This is a genomic window from Mesorhizobium sp. M0292 (assembly GCF_040321695.1).
Lineage (GTDB): Bacteria > Pseudomonadota > Alphaproteobacteria > Rhizobiales > Rhizobiaceae > Mesorhizobium.
Map to the genome: position 1 here is coordinate 27,723 of NZ_JAMYSB010000029.1, position 14,509 is coordinate 42,231.

Genomic DNA, 14,509 nt, shown 5'->3' on the forward strand with positions numbered 1-14,509 from the left:
CCGCCGCCACAACGCTCCAAAGGAGAATAGAGATGTTCGAGACCCTGGGCCGTTTTCGTGCGGCCATGAAGAATGCACAGGCCGTGCGCGCCATGAACAACCTGCCACCCGAAATCCAGAAGGACATCGGCTGGCCCGTGTCGCCGCGCATCGACGCCCAGACCAACCTGTCGCGTCTGATCCTGGGCTCGGGCCGCTGATGACCTTCGCCGACAAGTGCAAATTGCTGACCAAGCGCCGGGGCCGCCGCATGGTCCCGGCTGCGACCGACGTCAAGCTGCGCGCCGCGCTGCTGCCCCGGCGCTGAGCCGCGCTGCGCAAAACAGCGGACCTGGCTGATCAAACAACCGTGTTGGCTTGGGCCAGAATCTTGACATTTCGGCTGGAGGTACGATCTTCGAGACAGTGGGGGAATTCTCTTAGTCGGCTGCGGCCGAGCTTGTGTACGCGAATGCCCAGTTTCAAAAGCCACCTCGTTTCCTTCATCCTCCGGCACAGCCGCAAGAAGGCATTTGCCAGCCCGGAAAACCTGCAGCGCTGGATCGCCTATGCCCGCAAGACCGAGGATCATCATCCCCCGGCATTGCTGCGGGAGCAGCTCGATATCACCGAGCGCAGCGTCGATGGCTTCCCTGTCTATGAAATCGCGCCGAAGGCCGGCGAACGCAGGCGCATCCTCTACATGCATGGCGGCGCCTATGTCTTCCAGATCACATCCTATCATTGGGGGTTGATCGCCGAGGTGGCCGAGCGCTTGGGTTTCGGCATCACCGTGCCGATCTATCCCATCGCGCCGGAGCATGATTTCCACGCCATGTTCGGCATGGTCGGCGACGTCTACCGGCAGATGCTGGATGAGACCGACGCTGAAGACATCGTCTTCATGGGCGATTCCGCGGGCGGCAACATGGCCGTCGTGCTGACCATGATGGCGGCTGAGGAAGGCCTGCCCTTGCCGTCGCGCCACGTGCTGATTTCACCCGGCCTCGACATGTCGCTGTCCAACCCCGAAGTGTTCGAGGCGGAACGCAACGATCCGTGGCTCGGCATTTCCGGCGGGCTGGAAGCGATCCGCATGTACAGTGCCGGCATCGATCGCAGGGACTGGCATATCAGTCCGCTCTATGGCGACCTCTCGGTGCTGCCGCAGACCCTGCTTCTGACCGGCTCGCACGACCTGCTCAGCCCCGACAATCTGATCTTCGCCAAAAAGGCACGCGCTGCCGGCGTCGATATCGACGTCGTCTACGAGGAAGGCATGTTCCACGTCTGGCCGCTGATCGAGATGCCGGAGGCGCGTCGCGCCAGGGACAGCATCGTCGCCTTCCTTGAAGGTGAGCCCACCAAGCGGCGCGCAACTGCGCGGCGCACGGCGCGACCCGCTCTCGCGGCGCGCCCCGCCCAAGCAGCGGAATAGCAGAGCAATTCCAGGAAAAGTGTAAAACGGTTTTCCCGGGAAAGCGTGTAGCGCTTTCCCTTGGGAATTGAGTCAAAACAAGGAGTTAGAGCGGCTCGCCGTTTCCGTGAAACGGTGAACCGCTCTAGAACTTGCCGGTTTCGCGGAAAAGCTCGAACGTCGCACGGATATGGTCGGCGACGGCCTTGACCGGCGCGCTGGCGTCCGGCGACACCACCATCGCCAGATTGTAGGTGCCGATATCGGGCATGCCGTCCTTCGGGCAAAGCTCGACCATGTCGTTGCCCAGGAACGACTTCGGCAACGGTGCAACCGCGAGATCCGACATGATGGCGGCGCGCTGGCCTGCCGTGTGGGCGCTCATATAGGCGATGCGGTAATTGCGGCCTTCACGGCTCAGCGCATCGAGCGCGCCGGCCCGCCAGGCGCAGCCCTCTTCCCACAGCGACACCGGCAAAGGCTCGCGCAGATGCGCGCTGCCGCCCTTGGCGCCGGCCCAGACGATCGGCTCGGTGAGCAGCACCTCGGCGCCGAGTGCGCTGGTCTTGTAGGAATTGGTCAGCAGCGTGATGTCGAGCGCCCGGTCGTCCATGCGGCGGCGCAGATTGCTGCTCTGGTCGATGGTGACGTCGACGGCAATCGACGGATGCGACTGCGCGAAACGCTTCAGCACATGCGGCAACACGCGCTCGCCATAGTCGTCCGGCGAGCCGAGCCGCACCACGCCGACGATCTCGGGGATGATGAACTTCGACACCACCTCGCGGTTGATCGACAACAGCCGGCGGGCATAACCGAGCAGCATCTCGCCATCCGTGGTCAGCGTCACCGAGCGCGCATCCCGCGCGAAAACAGAGCGCCCGAGAATGTCCTCGAGCTTCTTGATCTGCATGGAGACCGCCGACGGCGTGCGGAACACCGCATTGGCCGCCGTGGTGAAACTGCCGGTCTCTGCAATGGCCACGAAGGTGCGCAAAACGTCGAGATCGAGCAGCGGCAGCGGATGATTGAGTGGGGCGTTCATCGGGATCGACCTTCAATTTTTCTGATGTGAAGCATCATTCCATTTCGTTTGATTGAACATCAGATTGAGAGGATAGTCAACTCCATCGAAGGCAGGACGTGCCATGGCTCCAACGCTCCTGACACGGAATTGCACTCGATGCGGAATATCCAGGCGACGGAACGCGTTCATGCGGGACGTGCCACAACCAAAGGAGAATGAAATGTCTATCCTGTCATCCATCGGTCGGCTTGCGACCGAATTGAGCGCGGCCCGCGCCCGCTTCCAGACCGAACGTGCGATCCGCTCGCTGCCGATCGAACTGCAGAAGGATATCGGCTGGCCTGAAGCTGCCGACACCAAGACCGGTGCACGCCACGGCGTCGGATCCTGGGCTGGAGCAAAGTAAACCATTGTGTACCTTGTGCTGAAGGCCTGCCGCGCAGACCAGCCCGGCAGGCCTTCTCTATTGGCCCTGCAGGCTTTCTCCAACTTATTTGCACTCAAATGATTTTCAGAGCCGTGTCGCCGCTGCATGGCGCATATGCGTCACTTGCATGGCGCCTCAATGTCGCCGGTAACACACTGTAAGTAATCGTAAATTTTGGGCACCATGCCCAATAATGTCGCAAACGATGTCGCATTTCCATTCAAGCGCTTCGCATTTGCGATTTAGTTTCTGCTCACGCAGGCCTATATCACCGTCAGCAAACGAGCTGCCCCACTCCATCAAGCGAAGGCGACCCGTCTGAGCAACCGATAGGAGATGATGATGAAGCTTTTTGCCCGCCTCTTTGCCCGCCGCGAAATGAACCTGACGACCGCTCTCGAGCGCCAGCGCCTTGCCAATACCATGCCCGGCCAGACCGGTGCCATGAATGCGGTGCGCCTCGGTTTCGTTGCCTGAGATAACGGCTAGCGCTCAGCGCTTCCCTGCCGCTGCCGATAGTCGATAACAGCGCCGCTTCGGCTTGACCGAAGCGGCGTTTCTCATTTTTGGCACCTATGCCGCCGCCACCATGCCCAATCCGTCGGCAGCCCGTGCCTGTCATCCCGGACGATTGCTCATTTGCGACCCATGTCGCAAATATAGTTTCCGCTTAGCCCCCTAGCCGATTGACAGGAATGGTTTTTCCTGATGTCGCTGTGCTGTTCGCGACATCCTGTTCGCGCCATGGCCGCGTGAGGTTCCCTTGAACGCCGTAAAGCATCCGATCAAGCGATCGTTTGTATTCTTCCTTGTCCCGGACTTCACCATGATCGCCTTTGCGACGGCGCTCGACCCGCTGCGCTCGGCCAACCGCATGCTCGGCTATGAGGCCTATCGCTGGCGCCTCGCCAGCATCGACGGCAAGCCGGTGCGCGCCTCCAACGGCGTCGAATGCGCCGTCAACACCTCGCTCGAGGAAGAGCGCAAGAAAATGGCCGGGCCGGATCGGCCGAACATGGCCATCGTCTGCAGCGGTATGAATGTCGAGCGCTACCAGAATAGGTCGGCCTTCGCCTGGCTGCGCGAGGAATACAACAGAGGCGTCGCCGTCGGCGGCCTGTGCACCGGCGCGCATATCCTTGCCGCCGCCGGCCTGCTCTCCAACAAGCGCTGCGCCATCCATTGGGAAAACCTGCCGGGCTTTTCCGAGGCCTTTCCCAAGGCCAACGTCTTTGCCGACCTCTTCGAGATCGACCAGAACATCTACACCTGCGCCGGCGGCACCGCCGCCCTCGACATGATGCTCAAGCTGATCGGCGACGATTTCGACGACAATCTGGTCAACCGCGTGTGCGAGCAGGTGCTGACCGACCGCGTGCGCAGCCCCACCGACCGCCAGCGCCTGCCGCTGCGCGCCCGCCTCGGCGTGCAGAATTCCAAGGTGCTGACCATCATCGAACTGATGGAAGGCAATCTCTCCGAACCGCTGTCGCTGATCGAGATCGCCGACCATGTCGACCTGTCGCGCCGCCAGATCGAGCGCCTGTTCCGCACCGAGATGGGCAGATCCCCTGCCCGCTACTACTTGGAAATCCGCCTCGACCGCGCCCGGCACCTGCTGATCCAGTCGTCGATGCCGGTGGTCGAGGTAGCGGTCGCCTGCGGCTTCGTCTCGGCGTCGCATTTCTCCAAATGCTACCGCGAACTCTATGCCCGCTCGCCGCAGCAGGAGCGCGTCGACCGCAAGCAATTGCTGGCGGCCTGATCCGAAAACGCACTCAGGCTTCGGCGGGCTGCGCCTGTACTGTGCGCATCGCCTCGACGCGGATATCCTCGGTCAGCCGCGCCTTGAGCGCCGAGAACTCCCGGCTGGTCTTCAGCGTATAGTGACGCGGATGCGGCAGGTCGATGGCGACATCCGACTTGATGCGGCCTGGCCGCGCGCTCATCACGATCACCCGCGAAGCCATGAAGATCGCCTCCTCGATGTCGTGGGTGACGAACAGCACTGTCTTCTTGCGCCGCTCCCAGATGCCGAGCAGCAGTTCCTGCATCAGTCCGCGCGTCTGGTGGTCGAGCGCACCGAACGGCTCGTCCAGCAACAGGATTTCGGGGTCGTTGGCCAGCGCCCGGGCGATCGCCGTGCGCTGCTGCATGCCGCCGGACAGCTGCTTTGGCCAATGGTTCTCGAAGCCCTTGAGCCCGACGAGGTCGACATAGGAAGCGACGATCCCGTCTCGCTCCTTTTCGGCCATGCCACGTTCGCGCACGCCGAAGGCGATATTCTGCGCCACCGTTAGCCACGGAAACAGCGTGTAGGACTGGAACACCATGCCGCGATCCGGTCCCGGCCGCGTCACCGCCTTGCCGTCGAGCAGCACACGGCCTTCGCTCGGCGCTTCCAGGCCGGCAACGATCCTGAGCAGCGTCGACTTCCCGCAGCCGGACGGCCCCAGAATGGTGATGAAGTCGTTGGCCGCGACCGCAAGGTCGACCGGCATCAGCGCCTTGACCGGCTGCCCGCCGCGCACGCCGGCGAAGGTTCGCGAGACGCCTTCGATAAGCAACTTGCTCATGCCAGGCTCCAGGGAAAGAGCCAGCGATTGAACGCCTTGAAGGCGAAGTCGGACAACAGTCCGATCAGCCCGATGACGATGATGCCGAAGATGATCTGCCCTGTCGCCAGCCGCGACTGGCTGTTGATGATCATGTAGCCGATGCCTGAGGACGAACCGATCAGCTCGGCGACGATGACATAGGTCCAAGCCCAGCCGAGCACCAGCCGCAGCGTCTCGGCAATCTCGGGCGCATTGGCCGGCATGATGACCCGTTTGACGATACCGCTGTTGGTCGAGCCCAGCGTATAGGCCGCCTCGACCAGGTCGCGCCGCGTCGAGCCCACCTTGACCGCGACGATCAGGATGATCTGGAACACCGAGCCGACGAAGATGACCAGCAGCTTTTCCAGCTCGCCAATGCCGGCCCACAGGATGAGCAGCGGAATGAAGGCCGAAGCCGGGAGGTAGCGGGCGAAGGAGACGAACGGCTCCAGAAACGCTTCTATTGGTTTCCAGGCGCCCATGGCGATGCCGATCGGCACGGCGACGATCGACGCCAGCAGGAACCCGCCGAAGACCCGCCAGATGGTGATCAATATGTCGAGCCAGAAGCGGTCCTCGACCAGCAGCCGCCAACCATCCCGCAGCATCGACAGCGGATCGGCGAGGAAGATGCGGTTGACGTGGCCGCCAAGCGTGATCCAAGCCCAGAAGGCAACGAACAGCACGAAGAAGGAAATGCCAAGCACGGTTCGAGTGCCCGGCGACACCGGATGCAAGGGGCGCATCTTCAGATCGTCCGCATCGTCAGATCGTCCCCATGCTCAATCGCGTTGCCCGGTAGAAAGCGGCGGCGCGCTGGCACCGCCGCATGATGGTCAAAGGCCGGACTATCAGTTCGCCACCGCGCTGGTATCGGCAAGCGCTGCAACATCTGGCGCTTCCTTGATCAACCCCATCTGCAGCAGAAGCTCGCCGGCGGTCTTGGAAAAGTCCTGGAATTCCTTGGTGAAGAACTGCTTGTTCTCCGCCTTGTCGGCCCATTTCAGGTATTTCGCCGAATCCTCGAATTCTTTCGCAGACTGCTTCACGTCGGCGCCCATGATCTCGTAGGATCTCTGCGGATCGCTCTTGATCAGGTCGAGCGCTTCGAAATAGCTGTCGGCCAGCGCCTTGGCGGCGTCGGGATTGGCGGTGAGGAATTCAGGCGTGCAGCCGACCGTGTCGAGCACCATCGGATAGTCGAGCGTGGTCGCCAATATGTGGCCTTGGTCGGACTTGTCGCGCACCGCCGAGATGAATGGCTCATAGGTGACCGCCGCATCGTTCTGACCGGCGAGGAAGGCTTGCGCCGCCGCATCCGGTTCCAGGTTGACGACGGTCACATCCTTGGTCGACAGGCCATTCTTGTTCAGCACCCAGGCCAGCATGAAATAGGGCGACGTACCCGGCGCCGAGGACGCGACATTCTTGCCCTTGAGGTCGGCGACGGTCTTGACGTCGTTGCGCACGACAATGCCGTCGGCGCCATAGGATTTGTCGAGCTGGAAGATCTGCTTGGTGGTGACGCCGCTGGCGTTCCATACCAGCCAGGTCTCGACCGTGGTGGCGGCGCATTGCAGGTCGCCGCTGGCGATGGCGAGCGGCCGGCTGGCCTGCGGCACCTTCTTCAGGGTCACGTCGAGGCCATGCTTCTCGAAGATGCCGGCCTGCTTGGCGAGCGTCAGCGGCGCAAAGCCGGTCCATCCGCTGATGCCGATGGTGACCGATGTGGCAGCCTCGGCCGGCACGGATATTGCAGCCGCAAGCGCCAATGCCGCGGCAGCGACGATGGTCTTGTTCATGTCGGTTCCCCTTGTTTTTTCGGATGTCAAATTGTGTCACAGACGCCCATGGGCTTGTCAATGAAGCCGGCCCTTCACGGCAGCGTGATGATGCGCACGCTAACGCGCATCGAACATCCAGCTGCGGTCGCGCCACATCTTTTCGCCGACCTGGCAGTCGGTCGGCCGGTTCTGCGCCAGCACCACCGGCGGATGCCCGGCCTCCTCGCGCGCCCGTTGCGGCGAAGCGGCGCCGGCCAGCTCCAGCACCAGCTTGCGGCGGATGGCTTCGGGAAACTGCGTCCAGTCATTGACCGGGATCATGAAGGATCCGGGACCGCCGATGACGCAGTCGCTGTAGTAGCGGTCGAGATTGTTGACGTCATAGGCGCCGCCGAACCCGCCGCGCGTCATCAGCGGCAGGCCGTTGATGATGATGCCTTGCTTGACCACCGCGTCGCGGGTGATGTCGACGGGCGCGCCCTGGTTGTTGGGCCCGTCGCCGGAAATATCGATGACGCGCTTTGTCCCCTGAAAACCGCTTTCGGCGAACAGATCGCTGCCGAATTCCAGCGCGCCGGAAATCGAGGTGCGCCGGGCGCTGGCCGGCGGATGGGCGGAAAGCTGCGCGGCCACCCGCTCGGCATCGGCCCGGCTGGCGATCACCGTCCACGGCACGACGACCTGCTGCGTGGTCGCTCCCGCCCATTCGACATAGGTGACGGCGACCTTGCCGTAGGCGCCATCGGCGATGGCCTGCAGAACATTGTCGTGCGTCAGCGCAGCAGCATAGCCGTGACGCTGGATTTCAAGTTCGCCCGGCGACATCGACAGCGACACGTCGACGGCCAGCACCAGCTCGACGTCGACCGGCTCGGCGGCTTGAACCGGCGGCACAAGCCAGAGCACCAGCGCCAGTGCGGCGCTGCCTGAAAACAAATGTCGTGCGCAAGAAAATGCAGACATGCCCGAAGGTAAGCGAAAATCGGCTGCTGACAAAGCGAAAAGCCCGGCGAGGTGCCGGGCTTTTCGATGTGTTGGTTGGAACCTATGACGCTCAACTCCGCGGTTTCAAATTCTCCGGATCGTAGAGCGGCTTGTAGCCGACGGCAGCCACCTCGACCGGGTAGGTCTCGCCGAAATATTCGATGGCAAACTTGCGGCCTTCCTGGGCATGGGCCCAGGGCAGATAGGCGAGGCCGATGTTCTTGCCGATGGTCGGGCCATAGGCCATCGACGTGGTGAAAGACCGGCGGCCGAGTTCGTCGACCAGCGTCTCGCCGGTCTTCGGATCCATCACCGGCATGGTGCCGACGGGATAGCGGGCAACGCCTTTCGCATCGACGTTCTCGGTCATCACCAGCGTGCACAGGATCGCCGGCTGGTGCTCGCGGGCGCGGTATTCGACATGTTTGGCCTTGCCGCAGAAATCGTTCTCCTTGACCTTCGGTCGGGCAAGGTCGGCCTCGAGCAGATTGTACTCGGTCAGAAGGTCGGCGTTCTGCAGGCGCAGGCTCTTTTCCATGCGCCGCGTGTTGGCATAGGTCTCGACGCCGAACGGCATGACGCCGGTCGAGCGCAGCGCGTCCCAAACGGCCAGGCCGTCCTCGTAGCGCATGTGCAGTTCCCAGCCCTGCTCGCCGACATAAGAGATGCGGAAGGCGGTGACGTCCTTGCCGCCGATCCTGACCGGCTTGATCGCCGCGAACGGGAAGTTCTCGAGCGAGAGACCATCCGGATTTTCGACCACTTTCTGCAGCGTCGTGCGGGCGTTCGGTCCCCAGATGCCGATGGTGACATATTTTTCCGTCACGTCGGTGATGGTGACGTCAAAGCCTTTATCCTGCGCGGTGCGCTGCATGTAGCGGAAGTCGCGCGGACCGGCGTCGGCGCCGTCGATCAGCCGACAGCGGTCGGCCATGCGGATGACGGTGAAGTCGGCGCGCACCATGCCTTCCTCGTCGAGGAAGTGGGTGTAGATACCCTTGCCGATGTTGTTGTCGCCACCGATCTTGGCCGCACACAGCCACTCCAGCAGCGCGACATGATCCGGCCCTTCGATCTCGTACATCGAGAAATGCGAGAGGTTGACGATGCCGCAATCCTCGCTCATCGCCAGGTGCTCGGCATTGGACACCCGCCAGAAATGGCGATTGTCCCACTCGTTCTCACGTATGGGAACCCGGTTGCCATACTTCTCCAGCAGATGCTCGTTGGCGGCATAGCCATGCGCGCGCTCCCAGCCGCCCAACTCCATGAAGTAGCCGCCGAGTTCCTTCTCGCGCTCCCAGAACGGCGAGCGGCGGATGTTGCGACCTTTGGAGAACGGCTCGCGCGGATGCACCGCCGGATTGTAGACCTTCATCGCCGTCTCGGTGCAGCGATCCCAGATGAACTGCTCTTTCGTCTGGTGCGGATAGAAGCGCGCATAGTCGATGGCGTGATGGTCGATTTCCGTGCGGCCGTCCGTCATCCAGTCGGCGATCAGCTTGCCCATGCCGGGGCCGTCCTTGACCCAGATGGCGACGGCGTACCAGAGGCCCCTCACCTTCTGGCTCTCGCCCATGGACGGGCCGCCATCGGCGGTCACCTGCAACAGGCCGTTGAAGGAATGGCTTTCGTTGTAGCCGAGTTCGCCCAGGATCGGCGTCAGTTCCATGGCGCGCTCCAGCGGCGCCAGGATCTGCTCCATGTCGAGATCGCGCTGCGACGGCGACAGCCGCGCCTGATCCTTTTCCAGCAAATCGCGCGGATGGCAAAGACGCGGATTGGTCTCTTCGTAGTAACCCCATTCGATCTGGCCGCCTTCGGCGGTCCTGGGGTCGCCGGTGTCGCGCATATAGGCCGAATTACCCTGGTCGCGCAACAGTGGCCAGCCGATCTCCTTGCCGGTGCCGGCGAATTGATTGTAAGGCCCGAAGAAGGTCAGCGGATGGTCGATCGGCATGACCGGCAGGTCTTCGCCGACCATCTCGGCGATCAGCCGGCCCCAGATGCCGGCGCAGACGATGACATAATCGGCCATGATCGTGCCGCGGTCGGTGACGACGCCCTTGATGCGGCCTTCCTCGACGATGAGAGATTTGGCGGGCGTGTTCGCGAAGGATTTGAGTTTCCCCGTAGCTTCCGCCTGGTCGACCAGCTTGCCGGCGACGGTCTGCGAGCGCGGGATGACCAGGCCGGCATCGGGATCCCAAAGGCCACCCTGCACCATGGACTCTTCGATCAGCGGGAATTTTTCCTTGATCTCGGCCGGTTCGATCAGCCGGGCGCGGGTGCCGAAGGATTTGGCCGAGGCGATCTTGCGCTTGATCTCGTCCATGCGGCTGTCGTCGCCGACGCGCGCCACCTCGAGGCCGCCGATGCGGGCATAATGGCCCATCTTTTCGTAGAAATCGATCGAGTAGAGCGTCGTCCAGCACGACAGGAAATCATGGCTGGTGGTGTAGCAGAAGTCCGAGGCATGCGCCGTCGAGCCGATGTCGGTCGGGATGCCCGATTTGTCGATGCCGACAATGTCGGTCCAGCCGCGTTCGATCAGATGATGGGCGATCGACGCGCCGACAATGCCACCCAGGCCGACGATGACGACCTTCGCCTGTTTCGGAAACTCTGCCATTGCCGCGACTCCAAGGGGATAAAGCGGGCGTGTCCGCGCCCGTTCGAATGGCGCACAATATGCAGAGGACGTGGATGGAGCTACCGCCTGTTTGCGACACGTCGCGGATGCGACGCGACCCGGCGCGCCGGCGTGCCGCCAGTGGCGATCTATCTCAGGCGAAGGCCCAGATGTCCTCGGCCTGGAAGCCGACCTGGTAGCCTGATGTCTTGAGCTTGACCACTACCTCGCCGATTTCGGCCGCCGGCAGCGCGCCGACCTCGACCTTGATCATGCCCGGACGATAGCGCTTGAGATCGAGCTGTTCGAAGACGATCCAGTCGGCGCCCTCGCAATCGACCAGGAAGGCGTCGATATGCGTGATGCCGTTGCGGTCGAGCAGCGTCTGCAGCGTTTCCGACGGCACCTCGATATCCCTCACGTGCGGCGCGAACTTGTTGAAATTGGCGTCGTCCTCGCCCCAGGCATTCTTGCCCGACATCAGATTGGTGTCGGTGACCGACGAGCAGCCGATGAACTCGATCGGCAGCGTGCCGGCCTCGAGTGCCGCGGCATCGAAAGTGTGGACGGTGATCGTGCCCTTGGTCTTCGTCACCGCGACCGGTTCGATGACGAAGCGTTCCGTGTCGGGATAGTTGGCCCGCAACCGCTTCTGATTGTACGGGATCGGCTCGACCAGCACGGCCCGCGCCCGCGGAATGCGGTGCAGCCACGGCGTGACGTCGTCGAACAGCGCGCCGTCGCAAGCGCCGACATTGACCATCTGGAAGGCTTGCCCACCGCCAAACCGCGCCTTCAGCGCCGCCTTGGCCAGGAATTTCGTGCCACGCAACGCCGGCCCCCGATCGAGCAGGCCGGCGGGCAGGCCGAGCGAAAGGGCGATGCGCGCCAGCCCGGAAATGGAACTCATGGCTTACCTCCAGGTATGGCGATGGGCCGCCTTCCATTCAGGCTTGCCGACGCCCACAGCGCCATGATCGGGCCGACAAGCAAAAGGTAGGGCGGCAGAAGGTTCGGGAAGTAGATGCGGGTGTCGTGGATCGGAAAGACGGTGAATTTCGCCAGCACGCCGAGCACCAGTGCTGCAAGCAGGATGCCGGCGCGGCGATCGAGCCGGAAGCCGGCGCGGCCGAGCGCAAACCACGCGGCCAGCGCCAGAACCGAGACCCCGACCCAGCTGTTGATGCTGATAGCGCGAATGAAGGATGCGGCAAACGCCTTGAGATAGGCGCCAACCGAGAACGGCGGCTCGAAGCCATCCATATTGTAGTGCTGCTCGATGCTGGAGAACCACAGATGCGGCCACCAGCCGGGATGCTGGGCCCAGTGCGAAATCGCGAAATAGGCGACGAAGGACGCGGCAAAGCCGGCCAGCGCGCCCCACGCCCGCTGCCGGAAGACCAGCAGCAGCACGGCGAAAACGGCCAGGAACACGATGTTGTCCGGCCGCGCCATGAAGGCGAGGAAAAGCAGGACAGCGGTCGCTGCCTCGCGGCCGCGCATATAGGCAAGTAGGCCGCCGAGGAACAGGGCCGAGCACAACAGATCCGGGGTCGAGGCGCGTGCCGCGTCGCCGAAATCGGCCATGATCAGCACCGCGCCGGCCACCGGCGCCAGCGCCAACGCGCCTTCGGTTCGCAACCAGAGCAGCGTGATCATCCCGAACAGCAGCACCGAGACCACCTGCAGCACCCGCATCGCCTCGACCGGCGACATCACCGAACTCATCGTCGACAGCATCTCGGCGTAGAGGAACTTGATCCGGTACATGCCAAGCAGCGAGTGAAAGTCGGCGGCATTTTGCGCCATATGGCTGCGGAAGCCGCCGCCATCGTCTGTCAGCGCCTTGTAGTCGGCGGCCGAAACGCCGGCCTGGACCGTCCTGTAGGCATAGTCATGCAATGCCTGCGCATCGGGGTAAGCGCCCTCCTCGGCGATTGCGAGATAAGGCAGCATGTCCCAATTGGCATCGGGCATCGTCCAGGCGGTAAACGCCGTAAGCAGGATATAGAGCGAAAACGCGATCGCGCCGATTGGCGCGGCCCATCGCGCATAAATCCCCTCGCCCCACGCCAGAGCGGCCGCGGTCAGCCGGTCGAGTGTGTTTTGCGGGGCGGGAGACTTGCTCAGCATTGTCGGACTCGGGACTTCGCTCAACGGACTTCTTTAACGGACCTGGCTTTTGACGAAATCCTTCACGATCCCCACGATGCCGCGCGACAGCAGGCTATCGAAGGCATCGACGAAATGGTCGACATGCTCGCGCTGGCAGATCAGCGGCGGCTCGAGACGGATGACGTTGCGGTTGTATTCGGTGAAGGCGACGAGCACGTCATAGTCGCGCAGCAACAGCGCGCCGACGAAGCCCGACAGCGAGCCCTTCAGCTTGTCGTCGAGGACGCTGACGATCGGACGCAGCACCATCGGCAAGGTCTGCGAGAAGTCGTGGAACTCGAGCCCGACCATAAAGCCTTTGCCGCGCACATCCTTCATGATCTTCGGGTACTTCTGCTTCAGCGCCTGCAGGCGCTGAAGCAGATAGTCGCCGGTAGTGGCGGCGTTGTCGATCAGCCCCTCATCATAGAGCACGTTGATGCCCTCGATCGCGGTGACGCAGGCCTCGCCCATGCCGCCAAAGGTGGCCATGGCATGGATCATCGCCGTCTTCGGCGTGCCATAGGCCTTCATATAGACCTCGCGCCGGGCGATCATCGCGCCGACCGCCGCCTTGCCGGCGCCGAGCGATTTCGCCAGCGCCGTCACATCGGGCACGACGCCATAATGCTCGAAGGCATAGAAGCGTCCCGAACGGCCATAGCCGCACTGCACTTCGTCCGCCACCCACAGCACGCCATACTGGTCGCAGAGCACGCGCAATTTCTGCCAGTATTGCGCCTCTGCCTGGATGATGCCGCCGCCGCCCTGGATTGTCTCAAGCACTATGACGCCGACCTCCGGGTCGGAGCGGAACAGCCGCTCGACCGCTTCGATATCGGCGAACGGAATGCGAACGGTGTTCTCAGCCATCTTGAAGTCCGCGCGGTAGAGCTGGCCATCGGTAATGCCGAGCACGCCCTTGGTCTTGCCGTGGAAGGAATTCTCGGCATAGACGATTTTTGGCCTCTTCGGCCCGGCGGCGCGCTCGGCGAGCTTCACCGCCGCTTCCATCGCTTCCGAACCCGACGAGCCCAGAAACACCATGTCGAGATCGCCGGGCGAGCATTTGGCGATGTTGTGCGCCAGCGCCGATGCATATTGCGACATGAAGGCGATGGCGATTTCCTGGCGCTTCTCCTCCTGGAATTTGCGCCGGGCCTCCAGGATGCGCGGATGGTTGTGGCCGAAGGCCAGCGAACCGAAGCCGCCGAAGAAGTCGAGAATCTTGCGGCCGTTCTGGTCGATGTAGAACATGCCTTCGGCACGCTCGATCTTGATCTTGTGGAAGCCGAGCAGCTTCATGAAATGCAGCTGGCCCGGATTGAGATGCGCCTTGAACAGGTCGGTCATGCGCGCGACATCCATCGCCTTCGCCTGCTCGACGCTGATCAGGTCGGGCTTGGCGATGGCGGTAGGCGACAACGCCGGCGCGCCGACCATGGTGCGCGCGTTCGTCTGCTCAGGCTTGGCCATGACGGTCATTTCGGAGTTCTCCTGGTCGT

General features: G+C 62.8%; 14 protein-coding genes. 5 read left to right on the plus strand and 9 right to left on the minus strand.

Annotated elements, in window-relative coordinates:
* The first annotated feature begins 32 nt into the window (after positions 1-32).
* Together NKI96_RS28735 and NKI96_RS28740 are read left to right on the plus strand one after the other, a co-directional pair.
* Positions 33-200, plus strand: coding sequence for a hypothetical protein (locus tag NKI96_RS28735; RefSeq protein WP_196813564.1), 168 nt, complete (start codon positions 33-35; stop codon positions 198-200).
* A 251-nt stretch (positions 201-451) separates the two neighbouring features.
* Positions 452-1,417 carry an alpha/beta hydrolase gene (locus NKI96_RS28740; RefSeq protein WP_023688109.1) on the plus strand — a complete coding sequence of 322 codons (966 nt, stop codon included), beginning with the start codon at positions 452-454 and terminating at the stop codon, positions 1,415-1,417.
* A 124-nt stretch (positions 1,418-1,541) separates the two neighbouring features.
* Here NKI96_RS28740 and NKI96_RS28745 read toward each other — a convergent pair whose 3' ends face one another.
* Positions 1,542-2,441 (minus strand): LysR substrate-binding domain-containing protein, encoded by a 900-nt coding sequence (locus NKI96_RS28745; protein WP_023670389.1) that lies wholly within the window; start codon positions 2,439-2,441, stop codon positions 1,542-1,544.
* Between the two features lie 202 nt (positions 2,442-2,643).
* Here NKI96_RS28745 and NKI96_RS28750 point away from each other — a divergent pair, with 202 nt between their 5' ends.
* The 3 genes from NKI96_RS28750 (at position 2,644) to NKI96_RS28760 (ending at position 4,615) form a co-directional block, all read left to right on the plus strand.
* Positions 2,644-2,829, plus strand: coding sequence for a hypothetical protein (locus tag NKI96_RS28750; protein ID WP_023681786.1), 186 nt, complete (start codon positions 2,644-2,646; stop codon positions 2,827-2,829).
* A 363-nt stretch (positions 2,830-3,192) separates the two neighbouring features.
* Entirely contained in the window at positions 3,193-3,327 is a 135-nt protein-coding gene (locus NKI96_RS28755; protein WP_023681787.1) for a hypothetical protein, read from the plus strand.
* Between the two features lie 349 nt (positions 3,328-3,676).
* Positions 3,677-4,615 (plus strand): GlxA family transcriptional regulator, encoded by a 939-nt coding sequence (locus tag NKI96_RS28760; protein WP_348524244.1) that lies wholly within the window; start codon positions 3,677-3,679, stop codon positions 4,613-4,615.
* A 13-nt stretch (positions 4,616-4,628) separates the two neighbouring features.
* Here the strand turns inward: NKI96_RS28760 and NKI96_RS28765 are convergent, their stop codons facing one another.
* From NKI96_RS28765 to NKI96_RS28800, 8 genes are all read right to left on the minus strand, one after another.
* A complete protein-coding gene (locus NKI96_RS28765; RefSeq protein WP_352807338.1) occupies positions 4,629-5,426 on the minus strand; it encodes an ABC transporter ATP-binding protein in 798 nt (265 codons plus the stop codon).
* A complete protein-coding gene (locus NKI96_RS28770; protein ID WP_352807340.1) occupies positions 5,423-6,196 on the minus strand; it encodes an ABC transporter permease in 774 nt (257 codons plus the stop codon). The genes NKI96_RS28765 and NKI96_RS28770 overlap by 4 nt, the downstream gene beginning before the upstream one ends.
* Positions 6,197-6,301: 105 nt before the next feature.
* Positions 6,302-7,252 carry an ABC transporter substrate-binding protein gene (locus NKI96_RS28775; RefSeq protein WP_352807343.1) on the minus strand — a complete coding sequence of 317 codons (951 nt, stop codon included), beginning with the start codon at positions 7,250-7,252 and terminating at the stop codon, positions 6,302-6,304.
* A 99-nt stretch (positions 7,253-7,351) separates the two neighbouring features.
* On the minus strand, positions 7,352-8,197 hold the full coding sequence (locus NKI96_RS28780; RefSeq protein ID WP_352807345.1) for a DUF1194 domain-containing protein: 846 nt from the start codon (positions 8,195-8,197) through the stop codon (positions 7,352-7,354).
* Positions 8,198-8,288: 91 nt separating this feature from the next.
* The gene (locus NKI96_RS28785; RefSeq protein ID WP_352807348.1) at positions 8,289-10,850 is read right to left on the minus strand and encodes a GcvT family protein; all 2,562 of its coding nucleotides are present in this window, start codon (positions 10,848-10,850) and stop codon (positions 8,289-8,291) included.
* Positions 10,851-11,004: 154 nt separating this feature from the next.
* The gene (locus NKI96_RS28790; protein WP_023688101.1) at positions 11,005-11,760 is read right to left on the minus strand and encodes an FkbM family methyltransferase; all 756 of its coding nucleotides are present in this window, start codon (positions 11,758-11,760) and stop codon (positions 11,005-11,007) included.
* Positions 11,757-12,983, minus strand: a complete 1,227-nt coding sequence (locus NKI96_RS28795; RefSeq protein ID WP_023739099.1) for a glycosyltransferase 87 family protein — start codon at positions 12,981-12,983, stop codon at positions 11,757-11,759. The genes NKI96_RS28790 and NKI96_RS28795 overlap by 4 nt, the downstream gene beginning before the upstream one ends.
* Positions 12,984-13,016: 33 nt before the next feature.
* Positions 13,017-14,447 carry an aspartate aminotransferase family protein gene (locus NKI96_RS28800; RefSeq protein WP_245274147.1) on the minus strand — a complete coding sequence of 477 codons (1,431 nt, stop codon included), beginning with the start codon at positions 14,445-14,447 and terminating at the stop codon, positions 13,017-13,019.
* Between the last annotated feature and the right edge of the window lie 62 nt (positions 14,448-14,509).

Excerpts from the sequence above, each read along its gene's own strand:
- NKI96_RS28735 (WP_196813564.1), top strand. The coding sequence starts at position 33 with ATGTTCGAGACCCTGGGCCGTTTTCGTGCGGCCATGAAGAATGCACAG.
- NKI96_RS28740 (WP_023688109.1), top strand. The coding sequence starts at position 452 with ATGCCCAGTTTCAAAAGCCACCTCGTTTCCTTCATCCTCCGGCACAGC.
- NKI96_RS28745 (WP_023670389.1), bottom strand. The coding sequence starts at position 2,441 with ATGAACGCCCCACTCAATCATCCGCTGCCGCTGCTCGATCTCGACGTT.
- NKI96_RS28750 (WP_023681786.1), top strand. The coding sequence starts at position 2,644 with ATGTCTATCCTGTCATCCATCGGTCGGCTTGCGACCGAATTGAGCGCG.
- NKI96_RS28755 (WP_023681787.1), top strand. The coding sequence starts at position 3,193 with ATGAAGCTTTTTGCCCGCCTCTTTGCCCGCCGCGAAATGAACCTGACG.
- NKI96_RS28760 (WP_348524244.1), top strand. The coding sequence starts at position 3,677 with ATGATCGCCTTTGCGACGGCGCTCGACCCGCTGCGCTCGGCCAACCGC.
- NKI96_RS28765 (WP_352807338.1), bottom strand. The coding sequence starts at position 5,426 with ATGAGCAAGTTGCTTATCGAAGGCGTCTCGCGAACCTTCGCCGGCGTG.
- NKI96_RS28770 (WP_352807340.1), bottom strand. The coding sequence starts at position 6,196 with ATGCGCCCCTTGCATCCGGTGTCGCCGGGCACTCGAACCGTGCTTGGC.
- NKI96_RS28775 (WP_352807343.1), bottom strand. The coding sequence starts at position 7,252 with ATGAACAAGACCATCGTCGCTGCCGCGGCATTGGCGCTTGCGGCTGCA.
- NKI96_RS28780 (WP_352807345.1), bottom strand. The coding sequence starts at position 8,197 with ATGTCTGCATTTTCTTGCGCACGACATTTGTTTTCAGGCAGCGCCGCA.
- NKI96_RS28785 (WP_352807348.1), bottom strand. The coding sequence starts at position 10,850 with ATGGCAGAGTTTCCGAAACAGGCGAAGGTCGTCATCGTCGGCCTGGGT.
- NKI96_RS28790 (WP_023688101.1), bottom strand. The coding sequence starts at position 11,760 with ATGAGTTCCATTTCCGGGCTGGCGCGCATCGCCCTTTCGCTCGGCCTG.
- NKI96_RS28795 (WP_023739099.1), bottom strand. The coding sequence starts at position 12,983 with ATGCTGAGCAAGTCTCCCGCCCCGCAAAACACACTCGACCGGCTGACC.
- NKI96_RS28800 (WP_245274147.1), bottom strand. The coding sequence starts at position 14,447 with ATGGTCGGCGCGCCGGCGTTGTCGCCTACCGCCATCGCCAAGCCCGAC.